At 72.6% G+C, this 19,394-nt stretch carries 20 protein-coding genes; 10 read left to right on the plus strand and 10 right to left on the minus strand.

Annotated elements, in window-relative coordinates; translation table 11 throughout:
* Positions 1-12: 12 nt before the first annotated feature.
* The 3 genes from ACFYPR_RS03730 (at position 13) to ACFYPR_RS03740 (ending at position 2,205) form a co-directional block, all read left to right on the plus strand.
* On the plus strand, positions 13-216 hold the full coding sequence (locus tag ACFYPR_RS03730) for a cold-shock protein (RefSeq protein WP_101369720.1): 204 nt from the start codon (positions 13-15) through the stop codon (positions 214-216).
* Positions 217-438: 222 nt separating this feature from the next.
* Positions 439-1,752, plus strand: a complete 1,314-nt coding sequence (locus ACFYPR_RS03735) for a DEAD/DEAH box helicase (RefSeq protein ID WP_354861519.1) — start codon at positions 439-441, stop codon at positions 1,750-1,752.
* A 252-nt stretch (positions 1,753-2,004) separates the two neighbouring features.
* A complete protein-coding gene (locus ACFYPR_RS03740) occupies positions 2,005-2,205 on the plus strand; it encodes a hypothetical protein (protein ID WP_354861521.1) in 201 nt (66 codons plus the stop codon).
* A gap of 106 nt (positions 2,206-2,311) precedes the next feature.
* Here ACFYPR_RS03740 and ACFYPR_RS03745 read toward each other — a convergent pair whose 3' ends face one another.
* From ACFYPR_RS03745 to ACFYPR_RS03760, 4 genes are read right to left on the minus strand one after another with little or no spacing between them, the layout of a single operon-like run.
* Positions 2,312-2,770, minus strand: coding sequence for an Rrf2 family transcriptional regulator (locus ACFYPR_RS03745; protein ID WP_354861522.1), 459 nt, complete (start codon positions 2,768-2,770; stop codon positions 2,312-2,314).
* A 1-nt stretch (position 2,771) separates the two neighbouring features.
* Positions 2,772-3,656 (minus strand): ABC transporter permease, encoded by an 885-nt coding sequence (locus ACFYPR_RS03750; RefSeq protein ID WP_355063711.1) that lies wholly within the window; start codon positions 3,654-3,656, stop codon positions 2,772-2,774.
* Complete coding sequence (locus tag ACFYPR_RS03755; protein WP_387258500.1) at positions 3,646-4,425, minus strand: ABC transporter ATP-binding protein; 780 nt, start codon at positions 4,423-4,425, stop codon at positions 3,646-3,648. Before ACFYPR_RS03755 ends, ACFYPR_RS03750 begins: the two co-directional genes overlap by 11 nt.
* Positions 4,422-5,486, minus strand: a complete 1,065-nt coding sequence (locus ACFYPR_RS03760; protein ID WP_354861527.1) for an ABC transporter substrate-binding protein — start codon at positions 5,484-5,486, stop codon at positions 4,422-4,424. The genes ACFYPR_RS03755 and ACFYPR_RS03760 overlap by 4 nt, the downstream gene beginning before the upstream one ends.
* Before the next feature lie 308 nt (positions 5,487-5,794).
* Between ACFYPR_RS03760 and ACFYPR_RS03765 the strand changes: the two genes are divergently transcribed.
* Genes ACFYPR_RS03765 through nudC form a run of 3 tightly spaced genes read left to right on the plus strand, consistent with a single transcriptional unit; the run spans position 5,795 to position 9,457 of the window.
* Positions 5,795-7,105, plus strand: coding sequence for a pitrilysin family protein (locus ACFYPR_RS03765; protein ID WP_354861529.1), 1,311 nt, complete (start codon positions 5,795-5,797; stop codon positions 7,103-7,105).
* Positions 7,102-8,445 (plus strand): pitrilysin family protein, encoded by a 1,344-nt coding sequence (locus ACFYPR_RS03770; protein ID WP_354861530.1) that lies wholly within the window; start codon positions 7,102-7,104, stop codon positions 8,443-8,445. Before ACFYPR_RS03765 ends, ACFYPR_RS03770 begins: the two co-directional genes overlap by 4 nt.
* Positions 8,446-8,497: 52 nt before the next feature.
* Positions 8,498-9,457, plus strand: a complete 960-nt coding sequence (gene nudC / locus ACFYPR_RS03775; protein WP_354861532.1) for an NAD(+) diphosphatase — start codon at positions 8,498-8,500, stop codon at positions 9,455-9,457.
* Between the two features lie 124 nt (positions 9,458-9,581).
* Here nudC and ACFYPR_RS03780 read toward each other — a convergent pair whose 3' ends face one another.
* The 3 genes from ACFYPR_RS03780 to ACFYPR_RS03790 form a co-directional block, all read right to left on the minus strand.
* On the minus strand, positions 9,582-9,857 hold the full coding sequence (locus ACFYPR_RS03780) for a hypothetical protein (protein WP_354861533.1): 276 nt from the start codon (positions 9,855-9,857) through the stop codon (positions 9,582-9,584).
* Positions 9,858-10,071: 214 nt separating this feature from the next.
* A complete protein-coding gene (locus tag ACFYPR_RS03785) occupies positions 10,072-10,311 on the minus strand; it encodes a DUF397 domain-containing protein (protein WP_354861535.1) in 240 nt (79 codons plus the stop codon).
* Positions 10,312-10,385: 74 nt separating this feature from the next.
* Positions 10,386-11,366 carry a helix-turn-helix transcriptional regulator gene (locus ACFYPR_RS03790; RefSeq protein WP_354861536.1) on the minus strand — a complete coding sequence of 327 codons (981 nt, stop codon included), beginning with the start codon at positions 11,364-11,366 and terminating at the stop codon, positions 10,386-10,388.
* 215 nt (positions 11,367-11,581) lie between these two features.
* On the opposite strand from ACFYPR_RS03790, the gene ACFYPR_RS03795 reads away from it, so the two are divergent.
* Complete coding sequence (locus tag ACFYPR_RS03795; protein ID WP_387258503.1) at positions 11,582-12,880, plus strand: MFS transporter; 1,299 nt, start codon at positions 11,582-11,584, stop codon at positions 12,878-12,880.
* Between the two features lie 94 nt (positions 12,881-12,974).
* Here ACFYPR_RS03795 and ACFYPR_RS03800 read toward each other — a convergent pair whose 3' ends face one another.
* Positions 12,975-13,217, minus strand: coding sequence for a mycoredoxin (locus ACFYPR_RS03800; RefSeq protein WP_355063701.1), 243 nt, complete (start codon positions 13,215-13,217; stop codon positions 12,975-12,977).
* A 93-nt stretch (positions 13,218-13,310) separates the two neighbouring features.
* On the opposite strand from ACFYPR_RS03800, the gene ACFYPR_RS03805 reads away from it, so the two are divergent.
* The 3 genes from ACFYPR_RS03805 to ACFYPR_RS03815 all read left to right on the plus strand — a co-directional run bounded on the left by ACFYPR_RS03805 (position 13,311) and on the right by ACFYPR_RS03815 (position 16,345).
* Positions 13,311-15,476 (plus strand): ATP-dependent DNA helicase UvrD2, encoded by a 2,166-nt coding sequence (locus ACFYPR_RS03805; RefSeq protein ID WP_355138115.1) that lies wholly within the window; start codon positions 13,311-13,313, stop codon positions 15,474-15,476.
* Between the two features lie 122 nt (positions 15,477-15,598).
* Positions 15,599-15,850, plus strand: a complete 252-nt coding sequence (locus tag ACFYPR_RS03810) for a hypothetical protein (protein ID WP_387258505.1) — start codon at positions 15,599-15,601, stop codon at positions 15,848-15,850.
* 129 nt (positions 15,851-15,979) lie between these two features.
* The gene (locus ACFYPR_RS03815) at positions 15,980-16,345 is read left to right on the plus strand and encodes a WhiB family transcriptional regulator (protein ID WP_354861543.1); all 366 of its coding nucleotides are present in this window, start codon (positions 15,980-15,982) and stop codon (positions 16,343-16,345) included.
* A gap of 293 nt (positions 16,346-16,638) precedes the next feature.
* On the opposite strand, the gene ACFYPR_RS03820 is transcribed toward ACFYPR_RS03815, so the two are convergent.
* Together ACFYPR_RS03820 and ACFYPR_RS03825 are read right to left on the minus strand one after the other, a co-directional pair.
* Positions 16,639-17,985 (minus strand): AarF/ABC1/UbiB kinase family protein, encoded by a 1,347-nt coding sequence (locus ACFYPR_RS03820; protein ID WP_355063697.1) that lies wholly within the window; start codon positions 17,983-17,985, stop codon positions 16,639-16,641.
* Complete coding sequence (locus ACFYPR_RS03825) at positions 17,982-19,094, minus strand: hypothetical protein (protein WP_354861546.1); 1,113 nt, start codon at positions 19,092-19,094, stop codon at positions 17,982-17,984. Before ACFYPR_RS03825 ends, ACFYPR_RS03820 begins: the two co-directional genes overlap by 4 nt.
* Positions 19,095-19,394 lie beyond the last annotated feature (300 nt).

Below are 19,394 nucleotides of genomic sequence, written 5' to 3' on the forward strand. Positions count from 1 at the left end.
GAGACGAAACACATGGCTATTGGCACCGTGAAGTGGTTCAACGCTGACAAGGGCTTCGGCTTCATCACCCCGGACGGCGGCGGCGCTGACGTCTTCGCCCACTTCTCGGCGATCCAGTCCTCCGGCTACCGGAGCCTGGACGAGAACCAGCGGGTCGAGTTCGAGGTGACCCAGGGCCAGAAGGGCCCGCAGGCGGAGAACATCCGCCCGATCTGATCTTCGGATCGGTCAGCATTACCTGTCGCGCCCTCCGGGTGTGACGGTGACGGGACCGGCCCGCCCCGCCCCGCCTGCGTACGCAGGCGGCGGCCCGGCGGCGGGCCGGCCCGTACTCCAATCGGTTCGTGCTTGTGAGTCCTGGCTGCCTTGCGCCGCCGGTTGACAGCGCCGACTTCGGCGCCCTCCCTCGACACGTTCCGCGTCGAGGAAGGCTCCTGCGTGACCACTGTTATTCCGTCTTTCGCTCTTACCGGCTTGGCGCCGGCGCTGCTCACCGCGCTGACCGCGCAGGGCATCACCGAGCCGTTCCCGATCCAGACGGCGACGCTTCCGGACTCGCTCGCAGGTCGGGACGTGCTCGGCCGGGGTCGTACCGGCTCGGGTAAGACGCTCGCCTTCGGGCTTCCCCTGCTGTCTCGCACCGCCGGCCGCAAGGCCCGGCCGGGTCGCCCGCTGGCCCTGGTGCTGGTGCCGACCCGGGAGTTGGCGCAGCAGGTGACCACCGCGCTGGCGCCGTACGCCCGGGCCGTCGGCCTGCGCTGCGCCACAGTCGTCGGCGGGTTGTCGTTGCAGCGGCAGGCGGACGCGCTGCGTGCCGGCGCCGAGGTGGTCGTGGCGACCCCCGGCCGGCTGCACGACCTGATCAACCGCGGCGACGCCCGGCTCGACCAGGTCGAGATCACCGTGCTGGACGAGGCCGACCAGATGGCCGACATGGGCTTCCTGCCGCAGGTGACCAAGCTCCTGGAGCAGGTCGCCCCGCAGGGTCAGCGGATGCTCTTCTCCGCCACCCTGGACGGCGGCGTGGACCGGCTGGTCCGCCGCTTCCTCAGCAGCCCGGTGACCCACTCGGTCGACCCGGGCACTGCCACGGTCACCGCGATGACCCACCACGTGCTGCACGTCGACGCGGTCGACAAGCCCGACGCGTTGACCCGGATCGCCGCCCGTGACGGTCGCACCATCCTCTTCATGGGCACCAAGCACCGCGCCGACCGGCTCGCGCGCCAGTTGCTCTCCAAGGGTGTACGCGCCGCCGCGCTGCACGGTGGCAAGTCCCAGCCGCAGCGCACCCGCATCCTGGAGCAGTTCCGCAACGGCCAGGTGACCGCCCTGGTCGCCACGGACGTGGCGGCCCGGGGCATCCACGTCGACGGCCTCGACATGGTCGTCAACGTGGACCCGCCGGCCGAGGCGAAGGACTACCTGCACCGCGGTGGTCGGACGGCCCGCGCCGGCGAGTCCGGCAGCGTGGTCACCCTGGTCCTGCCCGAGCAGCGCCGGGACGTGTCCCGGCTGATGGCCACCGCCGGCATCCGGCCGGAGTCGGTCCAGGTGCGCCCGGGCGACGGTTCGTTGGCCCGGGTGACCGGTGCCCGTGAGCCGTCCGGTGTGCCGGTGACCATCGTCGCGCCGCCGGTGGCTGTCAGCCGGGGACGCGTAGCCGGTGGCTCGGCCACGGACGGCGGCGCCCGCCCGGCGCACCGCGCGTCGGGCCGGTCCCGTCGCCCGCGCCGCCCGCGTACCGTCTGATCCTCCACGCACGTCACCGACCCGTCCCGCTTCGGCTGGGCGGGTCGGTTTGTGTGCGGGGTGGTCCGGGTCGCGCCCCGGATCGGCCTCCTCGACCGTCGTGGCGGTCGATGACCCGCACCGCCCGGCCGCTGGCCCGAGTCGAATATCAGCCGCGGCTTGGTCGGCTGGCCGACTGTGTCCCGGCCCGGTGTGGTCGAAGCTGGCCATCGGGGGGAGCCGGGCGGGGGGCCCGGCGCGGGAGGGGTGACCATGGCGGGCGAAGCCGGCTCGGGGGCGCTGCGCGAACTGATCCTGGTGGCCGCGGTCGGGCTCGCCGGGTTGCTGCTCGCTATGGTCGCGGCCTTCGCGCCCTGGCATGCCACCCCGGCGGACAATGCTCCCGCCGGTCTGGTGGAGCTGCGCAGTCCCGGCGATCCGGGCCCCGGCCCGACGGTCGAGCACCGGGGCTGAGCAGCGACCGGCCGACCGGTGCCGGCGGAGGGGCAGGCCCGGTCAGGATCGGTACGAGGTGTGGTCGGGTCGGCGGGGCACCGACCCGACCACGCCGCCCCGGTGGTCAGGACGTCGTGGACGCCCGGTCGGTCGGGGTGCGGCTGAGCAGATCGGCGAGGCTGGTGCTGTCGACGACGGTGGCGATCGCCCCGTGCACCGCCAGCCAGACGTCGGTGAGCCCGGCAGCCACCCCGTGGTAGCCGGCGCGTTCGGCCGGCAGTCCGCGTACGGTGGTCAGCGAGCCGCCGACCGCGCGCAGCACATCCCCGACGGTGATCTCCTCAGGTGGCCGGGTCAGCGCGTATCCGCCCTCGGCGCCCCGATGGCTGTGCAGCAGACCGGCCCGGCGCAGGTCGAGCAGGATGCCCTGCAGGAAGCTGAGCGGGATCTCCTGCACCTCGGCCAGGCTGCCGGCCTTCACCAGCTCGCCCGCGCCACCACCGCCCGCGTCGCCGCCGCGTACGGCGGCGGTGACGGCGAGCATCGCCCGGAGCGCGTAGTCGCTGCGCGCGGAGACGTACACGTCACTGACCAGCCTGGTCCAGTACGCCCCAGCGACGGCGGATCGCCTTGTCGGCCGCGCCGAACGCCGCGTCCACGGCCAGGCCCAGCACCAGGATGACGATCATCGTGGAGAGCAGCCACGGCGCGTCGGACAGCTCCCGCGAGTAGGTGAGCTGGGCACCCAGCGAGGTCTGCGAGATGCCGACGACGATCAGCTCGCCGGCCATCAGACTCCGCCAGGAGAACGCCCAACCCTGCTTGAGGCCCGCGACGATCGCCGGCAGGGCGGCCGGCGCGATCACGTACCGGTAGAGGTTGAGCCCCCGCGCGCCCAGGTTGCGACCGGCGCGCAGCAGCAGCGGTGGCACGTAGTCCACACCGGAGATCACCCCGTTGGCGATGGACGGCGCGGCGCCGAGCACCACCACGAAGAAGATCGCCTTCTCGCTCAGCTCGAACAGCAGGATGGCCAGCGGGAACCAGGCGATCGACGGCATGGTCTGCAACGCGGTGATCATCGAGCCGATGGCGGCCCGCAGCACCGTGGAGCGGGCCACCGCCAGGCCCAGCAGCAGGCCGACCGCGACCGAGAAGACATAGCCGACGGCGGCCCGCCGCAGCGTGGTGGCCAGGCCCTCCCAGAGCTGCGGACCCTGGGCCTGGGTCACCAGCTCGCGACCGACGACCAGCGGGCCGGGCAGGGAGTACGGCGGCTTCCAGCCCGACCAGACCACCACCTGCCAGGCCACGATGACGATGGCCAGCGCGGCCAGCTTGGGCCAGGTGGCCGCCCAGAGCCGGGTGCCGCGGGACACCTCCTTATCCCGACCGGCGATCTCCAGCGCGTCCAGGCCGGAGATCTCCGCGTCGCTGCGCGCCGTGCTGGTGAGGGTGTCACTGGCCATGGCGGCCCACCTCCGTACGGAGCCGTTCGGTGACCTCGGCGGCGATCGCGGCGACCTCGGGCGAGTCGATCCGCCGTGGCCGTGGGATGTCCACCTCGGTGGAGTAGATGATCCGGCCGGGGCGGCTGGAGAGCAGGATGATCCGGTCGGCCAGCCGGGCGGCCTCGCGGACGTTGTGCGTGACGAAGAGCACCGAGAGCCGGCGCTCGGACCAGATCCGTTCCAGCTCGTCGTGCAGGATGTCGCGGGTCATGGCGTCCAGCGCGCCGAACGGCTCGTCCATCAGCAGCACCGGCGTGTCCAGGGCCAGCGTGCGGGCCAGCGCGACCCGCTGCCGCATCCCGCCGGACAGCTCGTGTGGCCGCTTGCGACCGAACTCGGCCAGGTGCACGGTGCGCAGCAGGTCGGCCACCCGCTCGCGGCGCTCGGCGCGGGGCACTCCGCGCAGCTTCAGCGGCACCTCGACGTTGGCGTCGACCGTCAGCCAGGGAAAGAGCGCCGGCTCCTGGAACATCAGCCCCGGATTGGCGCCGCCGGCGATGCCGATCTGCCCGCCGCTGGGCCGGTCCAGGCCGGCGACCAGGTTGAGCAGGGTGCTCTTGCCGCAGCCGGACGCGCCGACGAGGCAGACGAACTCGCCCGGCGCTACGTCCAGGGAGACCCCGTCCAGGGCCAGTACGGCGCTCGACCCGCGTCCGTACACCTTGGTCACGCCGGAGAGCGCGACCGCGGTGGTCGCGCTCTGCGGCGTCGTCGTGGTCGACGTCATGGCTGGACGACCTCGGGCTTGCCCTGCGCCTTGAGCGCCTTGTTGAGGTACGTGAGGTCGTACAGGCCCTTGAGGTCCACCGGCTCGGTCAGCTTGACCTCGACGGCGTGGTCGAGCCCGGCCTTGAGCGAGGTGGGGATCGGGTCGTTGGTGAACTCCAACGTCGGCCACGCCTGCTTGATCAGCTTGAGGTCCAGCGGCTTGCCGGTGATCTTGCCGATGGCGTCGGAGATGGCCTGCTGGGCCTCGTCCGGCTTGGTGTTGACGAACTCGTTCGCGGCCACCTGGCCGTCGACCAGCTTCTGCACCACGTCCGGGTGTGCCTTGAGGAACTTCGTGCTGACCAGCAGGTTGGTGATGACGAACTTCTTGTCCGGCCACAGGTCGCGCTCGTCGACGAGCACCTTGCCGCCGGCGTTGACCAGCCGGGAGACGAACGGCTCGGGCACCCAGGCGGCGTCGATCGCGCCGCTGTTGAAGGTCTCCACCGTCTGGGCGTTCTCCTGCGGCACGATCTTGACGTCGCCGCCACCCTCCTTGGTGGTGGTCAGCCCCTGCTGCTTGAGCCAGTAGCGGACCGCCACGTCCTGGGTGTTGCCGAGCTGCGGGGTGGCGACCTTCTTGCCCTTGAGGTCCTGCGGGCCGTTGATGCCCGGCTTGACCACCAGCGCCACGCCTCCGGAGGCGGCGCCGGAGACGACCCGGACGGCCTCGCCCTTGGACTTGGAGAACGCGTTCACGGTGGGGTTCGGGCCGATGTAGGTCGCGTCCAGCGCGCCGGAGAAGACGGCCTCGATGGCGGCCGGGCCGGCGTTGAAGGTCTTCGGTTCGAGCTTGACGTCGGCACCGAGCTTCTCGGCGAAGATGCCCTTCTCCACGCCGACGACGGCCGGCGCGTGGGTGATGTTGGGGAAGTAGCCGAGCCGCAGGGTCACCGGGCCGGAACTGTCTCCCGTGCCCTCGCTGTCGTCGCCGCACGCGGCGGTGCTGCCCAGGGTCGCCGCGCCGAGGGCGGCGAGGGTGGTCAGGGTGACCAACCGGCGCAGGGGGAGCCGTCTCATCGTCCATCCAATCCGCAGTATTCCTACTTAGTTGGTAGGAAGAGTGGGTCAGGCCGGGGTCAGCGTCAAGACCCATCCACATGCCGGGAAGGGGCGTCTCAGTTATGTCGGTATTTCCTACCGTCTTGCTAGGCCAATCGCGCGACACGGATTGTCGTACGTCGACGGGTTCGTCCGCTCCGGCTGGTCGCGCCGCGGGGAGGCCGAGCGGGTCGGCGCCGAGGTCCCGCCCCGGCTGGCCAACCCGGTGGCGGTGGCTCCGTGGAGGTCGCCGGTGGCGGGGATGCCGACGCGCTAGGGTCGATCCCGTGGCGGCGCGGAGATCCAGAATTCCAGCGACGAAGTATCCGGTCGAGCGGTTCACCCTCGACAACGGCCTGCGGGTGGTCCTGACCCCCGATCGCAGTGCCCCGGTGATCGGGGTGGCGGTGGTCTACGACGTCGGCATCCGCTCCGAGCCGGAGGGGCGTACGGGCTTCGCCCACCTCTTCGAGCATCTGATGTTCCAGGGCTCGGAGAACCTGGAGAAACTGGCCCACTTCCGGCACGTGCAGGGTGCCGGCGGCACGTTCAACGGCTCCACCCACCTGGACTACACCGACTACTTCGAGACGCTGCCGAGCAACGCGCTGGAGCGCGCGCTGTTCCTGGAGGCGGACCGGATGCGCGGGCCCCGGCTGACCGAGGAGAACCTGCGCAACCAGGTCGACGTGGTCAAGGAGGAGATCCGGGTCAACGTGCTCAGCCGGCCGTACGGCGGCTTTCCCTGGCTGACCCTGCCGCCGGTCATGTTCGACACGTTCCCGAACGCGCACGACGGCTACGGCTCGTTCGACGACCTGGAGTCGGCCACCGTCGCCGACGCCGCCGACTTCTTCCGCCGCTACTACGCCAGCGGCAACGCGGTGCTCGCCGTCAGCGGCGACATCGACGTGGCCGAGGCGACCGAGCTGGTCACCCGGCACTTCGGCGACGTCCCGGCCCGTCCCGCGCCGCGGCGGCCCGACTTCACCGAGCCCGACCTGACCGCCGAGCGGCGCAGCTCGTACACCGACGCCCTGGCGCCGTTGCCGGCGGTGGCCGGCGCGTGGCGGGTGCCCGACCCGGTCGGCGACTTCGCCAACTACCTGCCGTACGTGGTGCTGGCCGAGGTGCTCACCGACGGCGACGCGTCCCGGCTGGTCGAACGACTGGTCCAGCGTGACCGCACGGTGACCAGCCTCGGCGGCTACCTCGGCTTCATGGGCGACCCGTTCGACGTCCGCGACCCCACCGCGCTGCTGCTCCAGGCGCACCTGCCACCGGGCGGCGACGTGGACAAGGTGCTGCGCACCGTCGACGAGGAACTGGACCGGCTGGCCACCGACGGGCTGACCGACGGCGAGCTGGCCCGCACCCAGGCCCGGATGGCCACCCACCTGCTGCGCGACACCGACGCGGTGCTCGGCCGGGCGCTGCGGATGGCGGTCCTGGAACAGCAACGCGGCGAGCCGGGCCTGCTCAACGACCTGCCCCGACTGGTCGGCGACGTCACCGAGGAGCAGGTCCGGGCCGCCGCGGCCACCCTGCGCCCGGAGCGCCGCGCCGCGGTCGAGGTCATCCCCGGAGGTGCCCGATGACCACCACCGCCACCGCCGGGCCGCGTACGCTGCCCCCGCTCGGCCCCACCCGCAAGCTCAAGGTGCCCAAGCAGGCCGAGCGCACGCTGCGCAACGGGCTCACCGTGATCGCCGTACGCCGGCCGGCGGTGCCCCTGGTCGAGCTGCGGCTCTGGGTACCGTTCGGCCGCGCCCACCTCGCGCGCGGCGCGATGCTCTCGCAGACCATGCTCTCCGGCACCGAGTCGATGACCAGCGTGCAGTTGGCCGCCGAGCTGCAGAAGGTGGGCGGCGGGCTGTCCGCGGGCGTCGACCCGGACCGGCTGATGCTCTCCGGCGCCGGCCTGGTCACCGGCCTGGACCGGATGCTGGAGCTGCTGGCCGAGGTGCTGACCGGCGCCAGCTACCCCAGCGACGAGGTGGCCGCCGAGCGGGACCGGCTGATCGACCGGATCCAGGTCGCCCAGAGCCAGCCGGCGCACCTGGCCCGGGAGGCGCTGCTGAAGCGGATCTACGGGCGACACCCGTACGCCACGCAGACCCCGGAGCCGGGCCAGATCCGTGCCGTCCGACCGGCGGCCCTGCGCAGCCTGCACGCCGAGCGGGTGCACCCCGCCGGGGCGCAGCTGGTGGTGGTCGGCGACGTGCAGCCGGAGAAGGCCCTGGACGCGGCCGAGCGGGCGCTCGGTGGGTGGGCCGGCGCCGGGCGTACGGCCACCCTGCCGGCCACCCCGCCGCTGGAGCCGGGGCCGCTGCTGCTTGTCGACCGACCCGGCTCGGTCCAGTCCTCGCTGCGGGTCGCGCTGCCCGCCGTGCCGCGCACCGACCCCGACCACGCGCCGCTGCAACTGGCCAACCTGATCTTCGGGGGCTACTTCTCGTCCCGCTGGGTGGAGAACATCCGCGAGGACAAGGGCTACACGTACGGCCCGCACTCGGTGATCGAGCACTCGGTGGCCGGGTCGGTTCTGGTCGCCGGCGCCGAGGTGGCCACCGAGGTCACCGGCCCGGCGCTGCTGGAGACCACGTACGAGCTGGGCCGGCTGGCGTCGCTGCCGCCGAAGCCGGAGGAGCTGGAGCAGGCCCGCCAGTACGCCCTGGGCACCCTCCAGCTCGGCATGTCCACCCAGGCCGGTCTGGCCGCGCTGACCAGCGCGTACGCCGGGAACGGGCTGCGGCTGGAGTTCCTCGCGGAGTACGCGGCCCGCCTGGCGCAGGCGACCGTCGACGACGTGGCGCGTGCTGCCGCCCACTACCTCGCGCCCGCCCGGGCGGCGGTGGTCGTGCTCGGTGACGCCGAGCGGATCACCCCCGGGCTGGCCGCGCTGACGCCGGTCCACACCGAACCGGTGCAGCCATGAGGCACCGCCACGGCCCGTCGGTCCGGGTGTCCGTCAGCGGCGGAGCGTTGACGTGAGCGGGGAGACGGCGCCGCCGCTGGCGCGGTCCACGCTGGATCGCGCCGCGCATCGGCGGGGCGACGCGCAGTGGCTGACCGAGGCGTGGCTGCGCGGCCGGATCCTGCTGCTCGACTCGACCAACGACGGGCGGACGCTCGCCCGTACCGACGTGTCGCCCCCCGCGCTGGTGCTGTTCGGCGCGGCCGACGTGCCGGCCGGCGCCGAGTCGACGGCGATGTTCCTCGGTGTCGAGCCGGACGGGGTGCCGATCTTCGCGCTCGACACGCCGCTGCCGACGGTGCCGGGCACCCGGGCGGTCAACCTGCGGGAGGTGGGCCACCTGCTCGGCGATCGGGAGGCCGGCATCTTCACCACGGCGCTCGCGCTGCTCAACTGGCACACCCGGCACGGCTACTCGACGGCGACCGGCGCGCCGACGGTGATGGACGAGGCCGGCTGGTCCCGGGTGGATCGCAACGGTGCGCGGATCTGGCCGCGTACCGACCCGGCGATGATCGTGCTGGTGCACGACGGCGTCGACGGTCCCGAGGGGCGCTGCCTGCTCGGCAACAACGCCGGCTGGCCGGGCACGCCGGGTGGTCGGCGCTACTCCTGCCTGGCCGGATACGTCGAGCCGGGGGAGTCCGCGGAGGCCGCCGTGCTGCGCGAGGTCCGCGAGGAGGTGGGCATCTCCGTCGAGCGGATCAGGTACGTCGGCAGCCAGGCCTGGCCGTTCCCGGGCTCGCTGATGCTGGGCTTCCTGGCCACCGCCGACCCGGCGGATCCGGTGCAGGTCGACCCGTCCGAGATCGCGTACGCCAGGTGGTTCAGCCGCGAGGAGATCGGGGCCGCGTGTGCGGGAAGGGCCGTGGACGTGGGGGACGGGGCTCGGCTGATCCTGCCGCCGCCGTCGTCGATCGCGTTGTTCCTCATCCATCGCTGGCTGGACGGCTGGGTGGACGCCGACCACTGAGCACGGTCCCGGCCCGTGGCCGCCGTTGCCGCGGCGGTCACGGGCCGGGAACACGGGCCGTCGTGGTCGGTGGGAGCGATGGACGCGGCGGGGGAGCCGAGCCGACCACGACGGACGTCTGGGGTCAGGTGCCGGTGCGGCCGGGTCTGCGCCGGAAGACGGGCAGCGGCTCGCCGAGTGGCAGGACCTTGACCCGTTGCTTGCCGGCTCGCACCGCGCCGACCGTCGACAGGGCCCGGGCCAGCAGCAGCGCGGCGTCCCGGTCCTCGGCGTGCACGGTCTGCCGGCGCGGTTCCGGCGTGGTCGTCTCGTCGCGGAGGCCATGGCCGTCCGCCCAGGCGGCGGCGATGTCCCCGTCGGCGACGGTGCGGATGTCGGTGCGAACGATCAGGAACCGCATAAGGGTCTCCGGATGAACCGCGACGAATGAGCCAGTGTGGAAGTTCCACGTTCTCGTGGGTCATGTTACGCCCCGTGTTCGTCCCAGCAAGTGAAACGCGCCTATTGTTTCCGAGCCTCGTCCGATCGGCGGATGCCTGGTCAGCGGGGTTGCCGCCGAACAAGGCGACGGGGCCGTCGGCACCATGCCAACGGCCCCGCCCCGGTCAGGAGGATCAGTTCAGGTCGAACTGGCCCGTCTTCGCCCCGGCGATGAAGCCGAGCCACCCGGCCCGGTTGAACAGCAGCACCGGGCCGCCCCGGTCCTTGCTGTCGCGGAGCGCGACAGCCGACGGGCCGGTGCCCAGGGGGGCGACCTCCACGCAGTTGGAGGTCTGGCTGCGGGTGCTGGTACGCCACGGGGCGTCCGCCAACGAGCTGGCGGAGACGGACGGCGTGTTGTGGATGTCGTTCATGGCTCTGCTCCTGATGTGAACCGATCCGATGGGACGAGTGGTGCCGCACGCCCCGACGGAGGGTCCCCCGTGGATCACCGATCCGTCAGTCGCCCCGAGGCCCGGCGGCGTTGGGTCGGCGCCGTTGCCGGCCCGAACGCCACTGTGGATGGGGGCGTCGCCCCGGTCAGCCGTCCCGTCGCCTCGATCAGCCAGGAGAGGGTGTCCGAGGCGTCTAGTGCCGCCGTGCATAGCCACTCGAACACCACTTTATAGCGATTTAGCGTGATTGCCTCGGTCGACATGACGTCGGTGAACCCCCCTTCGATGGCCAATGTCTCCGGATCGAGCGGATCGGCGAACCGATAGAGGGAGAAGGCGGTCGGCGGAAGGTACCAATCGCCGATCTGGGTGTCCCGCAGAAGCAGGTGCAGAGTCACGTTGGGCAGCAGGGCAAGCTCGCACAGCTGGTGCAGCTGCTCGTGCAGCACCTCGGGCGGGCCGGCCCGGCGGCCGAGGGCCGCCTCCTCCAGCACCGCGGTGTAGCTCGGCGCGTGCGGCTCGCGGGTCAGCAGCAACTGGCGGGCCAACCGGGCCTGCACCTCGGTCTCCGGCTCGTCGGTCGGCTCCGGTTCGCCGGCGCCCTCGCTCACCTGGCGGGCCGAGACGATCCGGACCTTCGCGTACCCGGCGGTCTGCAGCAGACCTGGCACCAGAACCGGGTTGTACTCGGAGATCTCCGCGCAGCCCGCCTCCAGCTCGGCCCAACTGCGCTGCTGCTGCGTCATCACCGGAAAGTTCTTCAACCAGCCGCGCATGTCGCCGGCCTCACCGGCGATCGCGAGCAACTCCTCGCGCGACGCGGTGTCGGCCCCGTAGAGGTCGAGCAGAACGCCGACATCCTGCGGGTCCGGTCGGCTGCGGCCGTTCTCCATGCGGGACAGTTTGGACGCGGACGCCCAACCGATCCGTTCGATAACCTGGTCACCGGTGAGGCCCGCGGCTTCGCGCAGGCTGCGCAGTTCGATGCCCAACCGTCGGCGACGCATGATCGGGCTGGGTGCGGCAGGAGGCACAGTGTCCTCTTTCCCGTCGACCGCCGCAGACGCGACGGTAACTGTATGAAATTCGCCCCCCACGGTCAGTATGGACGGCGCGACCGGCGTCGGAGGTTCCGGCGGGGGCGTGTCTTGTCGAAAAATGGACCACGGATACGCCGGACGACGACGGACCCCGGGTCCCAGCCCCGTCGACCGCCCAGCCGGGCACGCCATCCCGCCGGAGGGAACCCATGCGCACCGTCCTGCGCCGACCCGACTTCCGCCTGCTGTTCGGCGGCCTGCTGGCCAGCATGACCGCCGAGTCGATCCTGCTGCTCGCGCTCGCCATCTGGGTCAAGGACCTGACCGGCTCCAACGGGCTCGCCGGCGGCATCATCTTCGCCGTCATCGCCCCGATGACGTTGGCGCCGCTGGTCGGTTGGTTCGTCGACCGGTACCCGCGCCGGCCCTTCTTCGTGACCGCGAACGTGGTCACCGCGCTGCTGCTCGTCCCGTTGTTCACCGTCCGCGACGCGGGCGACGTCTGGCTCGTCTACCTGGTGGCGGCCCTCTACGGCCTGTCGTCGATCACGCTCGGCGCGGCGCTCAGCGGGTTGATCCGGCAGTTGGTGCCGGTGGAGCTGCTCGCGGAGGCGAACGGCGTGCTGCAGACCGTACGCCAGGGGCTGCGGCTGGTCGGCCCGCTGGCCGGCGCGGCGCTCTACGCGGCGCTCGGCGGGTGGGCGCTGGCCGGGATCGGCATGGTCGGCTTCGTGACCGCGGCCGCGGTGGTGACCGCGGTGCCGAGCCCGGTGCTGACGCCGCCGACCGTGCGGCTGCGGTGGCCCGCCGAGCTGGGCGCCGGCCTGCGGCATCTGACCGGTGAGCCGGCGCTGCGCCGGGCCCTGCTCGGCTACGGGCTCGGATCGCTGGTGATGGGTTTCAGCGAATCGCTCATCTTCGCCTACGTCGACCAGGGGTTGGATCGGGACGCCGCCTTCGTGGGCGTGCTGGTCATGGTGCAGGGCGTCGGCGGGCTGTTCGGTGGGCTCTGCTCACCGGCGCTGGTCCGCCGACTCGGTGAGATCGGCACGCTGGCCGCCGGGGTGGCCTTCTTCTCGCCGGCCGCGCTCGCGCTCGCGTACCCCGATCTGCGGCTCGGGATCGTGGCGGTGCTGCTGGCCGGCGTCTCGCTGCCGTTGACGATGGTGGGCCTGCACACGCTGATCCAGCGACGTACGCCGCCCGGGCTGGTCGGACGGGTCGCGGCGGCCACCCAGGCGCTGGTCAGCGGCCCGCAGGCGCTCTCCATCGGCGCCGGTGCCCTGCTGGTCGGCGTCCTGGACTACCGGGCTTTGTTCCTGCTGGTCGGGGTGGCCACGCTGGCCGCCGGCGTCTACCTCTGGCGGGGCCGGCACCTGAGCGCGCCGGCCGGCGGCCGTGGGCCCACACCGCCGACCCGCCCGACCCTCCCCTCCCCGCGCCGCCCGGTCGACGCCGACATCGACGCGCCGGTGGCCACCGGACCCCGGCGACCGCCCCGGCGGTGACGAAGGTCGGACACGACGAACGGTGACGGATGTCGGACACGACGAACGGCCGCCCGGATCCGGGCGGCCGTTCGTCGAGAGGTGACCCGGCCGGTCAGGCGCTGAGGGTCGCCAGGTGCTGCTTGACCTGCGTGATCGAGGGGTTGGTCAGGGCGCTGCCGTCGGCGAAGCGCAGCGTCGGCACCGTCTGGTTGCCGCCGTTGACGCTCATCACGAACTCCGCGGCCTCCGGATCCCGCTCGATGTCGACCACCTCGTACCCGATGCCCTCCCGGTCGAGCTGCGACTTCAGCCGGTGGCAGTAGCCGCACCAGGGGGTGGAATACATCGTCAGCATGGTCGGATCCTCCAACTCCTCTGACCGCCGGCTTGCGGATCAAGCCGAGGCTGTCCGCTACAACGTCCGGCGGAGCTGAGATGATTCCTGGTTGTGGTGGTTCACTCAGCGTCGGAAGGCGTACTTGCCGGGCTGGACCCGGAGCAGCGCTCCGCGGTGACCGCACCCGCCGGCCCGGTCTGCATCCTCGCCGGCGCCGGCACCGGCAAGACCCGCGCGATCACCTCCCGGATCGCCCACCGGGCGCTCTCCGGGGAGATCTCCCCCCGGCACGTGCTCGCCGTCACCTTCACCGCCCGGGCCGCCGCCGAGATGCGACACCGTCTCACTCTGCTCGGGGCGCACGGTGTCCAGGCGCGGACATTCCACTCCGCCGCGCTGCGGCAGGTGCGCTACTTCGCTCCCCGCCTGCTGGCCGGCCGGGCCATGCCCGAGCTGCTGGACAGCAAGGTGCGGCTGGTCACCCTCGCCGCCGCCCGGGTCGGCCTGCGTACCGACCGGGCCGCCGCGCGGGACCTGGCCGGTGAGATCGAGTGGGCCAAGTCGTCGCTGGTGGAGCCGGGGGACTACGTGGTGTCGGCGGCCCGGGCACTGCGGGACACGCCGCACGAGCCGGCGAAGGTCGCCGAGGTGTTCACCGCGTACGAGCAGCTCAAGCGCTCCAACGGGGTGATCGACTTCGAGGACATGTTGCGCGCCGCGGTGTGGGGCATCGAGGAGCACCGGGACGTCGCCGAGCAGGTCCGCAGCCAGTACCGGCACTTCGTGGTCGACGAGTACCAGGACGTCAACCCGCTCCAGCAGCGGTTGCTGGACGCCTGGCTGGGCGGCCGGGACGACCTGACCGTGGTCGGCGACGCCAGCCAGACGATCTACTCGTTCACCGGGGCGACCTCGTCGTACCTGGTCGACTTTCCGCGCCGGCACCGGAACGCCACAGTGGTCCGGCTGGTCCGCGACTACCGCTCCACCCCGCAGGTCGTCGGGCTGGCCAACGCGGTGATCTCCCAGGCCCGCGGCGCCGAGGCGCGGCTGCGGTTGGAGTTGAGCGGGCAGCGCCCCCCGGGACCGGAACCCGACCTGCGGATCTTCACCGACGAGCCGGCCGAGGCGAACGCGGTGGCCGCGCGCTGCCGGTCACTGATCGACGCGGGCACCCCGGCGAAGGAGATCGCCGTGCTGTTCCGCGTCAACGCGCAGTCCGAAGCGTACGAGAAGGCGCTCACCGAGGCCGCCGTGCCGTACGTGGTGCAGGGCGCGGAGCGGTTCTTCGAGCGGACCGAGGTGCGCCAGGCGATGGTCGCCCTGCGGTCGGCCACCCGCTCGATCCCCGGGGAGACCCCGTTGCCGACCGCCGTGGTCGAGGCGCTCACCGCGGTCGGCTGGGCCCCGGACGCGCCCCCGGCCGGTGGCGCCGCCCGCGAGCGCTGGGAAGCCCTGTCCGCGCTGGTCCAGCTCGCCGAGGAGTACGCGGCCACCCCCGAGGTGGTGCCGATCGGCGAGGCGGCGTCGGTGGAGCGCCCGGTCACCCTGACCGACTTCACCGAGGAACTGGCCCGCCGGGCCGCCCAGCAGCACGTGCCGACGGTGGACGGGGTCACGCTGGCGTCGCTGCACTCGGCCAAGGGGCTGGAGTGGGACGCGGTCTTCCTGGTCGGCCTCGCCGAGGGCACCCTGCCCACCACGTACGCCAAGACCGTCGAGCAGGTCGAGGAGGAGCGCCGGCTGCTCTACGTCGGCATCACCCGCGCGCGGCAGTGGCTCTGGCTGTCGTACGCCGCCGCGCGCTCGTCGGGCGGCCGTGCCCGGCGGCCGTCGCGGTTCCTGCCCCAGCTGGACCGCTCCGGCGGCACCGAGCGGGCGGGCGTCTCCACCGGTCCCGCGCGCCGCCCCGAACGGCGCCGGACGCAGATCGTGTCCTGTCGGATCTGCGGCGCGACCCTGCTCGCCGGCCCCGACCGCAAACTGGGTCGGTGCCCCACCTGTCCCTCCGACATCGACGATGAGCTGCACGAACGCCTGCGCGAGTGGCGGCAGCGGGTGGCCGGCGCGCAGAAGGTCCCGGCGTACGTGGTGTTCACCGACGCCACGTTGACCGCGTTGGCCGAGCGGCGTCCCGGCCGTCCGGAAGAGTTGATCGCCATCGCCGGCATCGGCCCCCGCAAACTGGGCCTCTACGGGGAGTCGGTGCTGGCGCTCGTGCAGGGCGCGGGGGTGGACGACGTCTGCCCGGAGAAAACTTTCGAAATCTCGTCGTAAATTCGTTTGCCCTCGCCCCCGGGCGAGGAATAGCCTCAGAACACACCACGCGAGCGGCGCCATTCCGGCTGCTCACGGGGGTTGGTCCAGTCGATTCGAGGAACGTGAGGGAGGTGGCCACCGTGGAGATCTTCACCTATGAGCGTCTGACGGCGATGCCGTCTGTCCCCGCTCCGCTGTCGGCTGTCTGGGTGGCCCTTGCGGCCGCACGACCGTCGGTTCCGCAGGTGCACCAGGTTCAGGCCGAGCTGAACTTGACCGTTGCGCCGAATGCCGGAGTCGAGGGGACCAGTGGCTTCACGGGCATGGGCATCGATGGCGCCAAGAAGCGCACGGATGTCCGCGGCGTTCCACCTCGAGGTAGACCGGTCTGATCCTCAGACACCGGCTCACCTCGAGGCCGCGGAACCCGCTACCGGGATCCGCGGCCTCAGTTTTTTGCCCCGCCGAAGTACGTCGGAATGCGATCCACGAGATCGAAGTGAGAGAGAGGTGACCGGGAGATGAGTCTGGCGTTGGCCCCCCTCGATGTGAGCGTCGAGCTGGAGGCGAACCTGCCCTGCCGGAAGTTCGACCCCGACCTGTGGTTCTCCGACTCGCCTGCCGAGCTCGAGCTGGCCAAGTCGCTCTGCGGGGACTGCCCGCTGCGCGTCGAGTGCCTGGCCGGGGCGGTGGAGCGAGCGGAGCCGTGGGGCGTCTGGGGCGGCGAGATCTTCGAGCGTGGCGCGGTCGTCCCGCGCAAGCGGCCCCGTGGCCGTCCGCGCAAGGAGGACGTCGCTCGTGACGCGGAGCTCCGGGTCGAGGCCGAGGCGCGCCTGGCAGCCACTGGGCTGTCCGAGGTGCGTGGCGCGGTCCGGCTGGCAGCCTGACATGTTCCCGACCCGTACCAACTACGCCGGTGGCACACCGGCAGTGAGTGAGAAAACGATGTTGAACGTTCCGAGTGGAGCCTTCGAGATGCAACTACTCCACGAAGCGTTGACCAGGGCTCGAATGCGCCGGCCTCAGGCCGGTCGTACCACCACGAGCACTGAGGCAACCCGATCCGCCCGTACCGTCGCCATGAACGGCCGCAACCAGTCGGCGCGCGACCTGGGCGTTCTCTAGTACCACCCCACGCAGAAGGGCGGGTGCCGACCGGCACCCGCCCTTCCTCACATCCTCAGGCGACCGGCGCGAAGCCCGGCAGCCAGCGCTCCAGGATGCTGCGGTACGGCGCCTTCGCCTCCAACTGGCAGAGCACCCCGATCGAGCCGAGCGTCACCCGGTGGATGAGCAGGTACGACGGGGGCAGGTTGAGCTTCCTGCTCAGCTGGTAGGTGGGGGAGCGAGGGCTGGCCAGCCGGGCCGCCTCGGCCCGTAGCCAGGCCCGGGTGAAGCGGAACCCGTCGGCCGCGATGGGCTCCAGCATCGGGCGGAGGAAGTCGAGGACACCCTCGGCGTCGATCTCGTCGGTGGAACCGATGAACCCCTCGTCCCGCAGTCCCGCCACCACCCCGTCCGCGTCGCCGCGCAGGGCCCGCCCGGCGATGCGGCCGATCGGCTCCGGCGTGCCCTCGGGCATCCGGGCCACCGCACCGAAGTCGATCACCCCGAGCCGGCCGTCGGCCAGCAGCCGGAAGTTTCCCGGGTGCGGGTCGGCGTGCAGAAGACCGGCCCGCTGGGGCGCGGAGAGGTGCAACGTGGCCATGAGCCGGCCGGCCTCGTCCCGCTGCTCCTCGGTGCCGTCGAAGATGATGTCTGCCAGCGGGGTGCCGGTCACCCATTCGGTGACCAGCACCCGGGGCGACGCGGAGACCACCTCCGGGATGAAGATCTCCGGATCGTCGGCGTACGCGGCGGCGAAGGTGCGCTGCGACTCGGCCTCGAGCTCGTAGTCCAGCTCCTCGGTGATCCGCTCACGCAGCTCGACGAGGAGCGGCTTGACGTCGAGGCCGGGCTGGATCGCCCGGAACATCCCGCCCAGCCGGGAGAGCTGCTTGAGGTCGGTGAGGAGCGCGTCACCGGCCCCCGGGTACTGGATCTTGACCGCCACGTCGCGGCTGTTCGGCTCGCCGGACGGGCCGTAACCCGGCTCGCGCCACCGAGCCCGGTGCACCTGCCCGATGCTGGCCGCCGCCGCCGGGGTGTCGTTGAACTCGACGAACCGGTCGCGCCAGTCGGGGCCGAGCTGCTCGGCGAGCACCTTGTGCACGCTCGCGGCCGGCAGCGGCGGCGCGGCCTCCTGAAGTTTGGTCAGTGCCTGCCGGTACGGCGCGGCGATCTCCTCCGGCAGGGCCGCCTCGAAGACCGACAACGCCTGGCCGAACTTCATCGCCCCGCCCTTGAGCTGGCCCAACACGCTGAACAACTGCTCGGCGGTGCGCTGCTGGATCTCCGCGGAGATCACGTCGGAGGCGAGCCCGGTGACACGCTTACCCATGCCGAGGACGGTCCGGCCGGCGAAGCCGAGCGGCAGAGCGGCGAGCTTGGCGGTCCGGGACACGGCCCGGCGCGGGATGTCGGTCACTTCGCCATTGTTACCGACCGGAGGGCTCCGCTGCTGCTGTGCGGCCGGGCTGGTGCATACACCCGAGTCGGCGAACACCCGCACGCCGGGTGCGGCGGCCAACCTCGGCGGCGGAACCGGCCCGCTCCGGTGATCTCCATGGCGCCGCCCAGTGTCTCGGGGTGGCCGCCGTCGAGGTGCGCCAGGGCCTCCGCCACCGCGTACCCGATGGCCGCGAGCAGGGTGCCGGTCGCGCCGGCGGCCACCGGCTCGGCCGTGGCGAGCTGGGCGGCGAGCCCCGGCCAGGCCGGGTCGCGGTCGGCGCGATGCAGCTCGACGCAGCGCAGACAGGGCCCGGCGGGTGGACGGACCAACGGCCCGATGACCGGTACGCCTTCGCGCAGGGTCACCAGCAGGTGCGGCTGACGGCGCTGGGCGAGACCGGCGGCGAGCAGCGCGGGCGGACGGTCCGTGCCGAGCTGGATCAGCAGATCCACCCGGACGGCCCGGACCGGGTGGGTGCCGGTGCCCGGCGCGACACGGTCGACCGCCGCCCGGATCGCCGGGGCCAGCGGCCGGCCCAGCTCGGTGGCGGGGATGCCCGTCCCGACCAGGTCGATCGGCCGCACCGAGCCGGTGACGTGCGGAATCACCTGTCCGACGCCGGCCTGGGCCAGCGCCACCGCCAGTGGCCCGCCGAGCGCACCGGCGCCGGTGAGCAGCACCCGGGCCGCCCGCCGGCGACGCAGAACCTGGGCGGGAGTGCCGGGCAGCCGAGCCGCGCCCAGGGCCAACGCTCCGGCCTCGGCGGCGAGCCGGGCCCGGACCGGCCCGGCCAGGTCGCGGGGGAGCAGGCTGTGCGCCGGCACCAGCAGACCCGCCGCGCGCAGGGCGTCCAGCAGCGTACGCGCGTCGTCGGTGGAGACCTGGGCCGCGAGCGCCTGGGTCAGCACGTCCCGTTCGCTGCGGGTGCCGTCCAGCAGATCGAGCAGGGCAGCGGTACGCGGGTTGGCCAGCTCCACCAGCACGGCGGGCCCCGGGCCGACACCGATCTGGAGGGTGTGCCGATCCCGCCAGAGCCGGCTGAGGCCGGGAAGGAGCGTGGGGCGGGGCAGCGCGGTACGACTCATGGTGACGAATCGTGACCGCTTCCCTGCGCTCGGTCGATCGTTGTCCACAGGTGGCCGGGGCTGTATCCAGCCTTGTCCACAGGATCTGGCGGGTTATCCACAGGCCACTGGGCGTTGTTGTCGGTCACCCGACAGCCTGGCCGACGTTCGCGGGGGCCCTTCTCCAGGACCGCGACGGGGGGGGGGGGGGGGGCCCCCCCCCCCCCCCCCCCCCCCCCCCCCGCCCCCCCCGGGCGGGGGGGGGCGGCCCCGCCCCCGCCGCGGGGGGGGGGCCCCCCCCCCCCAACACAACGCGCCGGC

Origin of the sequence: Micromonospora sp. NPDC005254 (assembly GCF_042872525.1) — a bacterium.
Taxonomy (GTDB): domain Bacteria; phylum Actinomycetota; class Actinomycetes; order Mycobacteriales; family Micromonosporaceae; genus Micromonospora.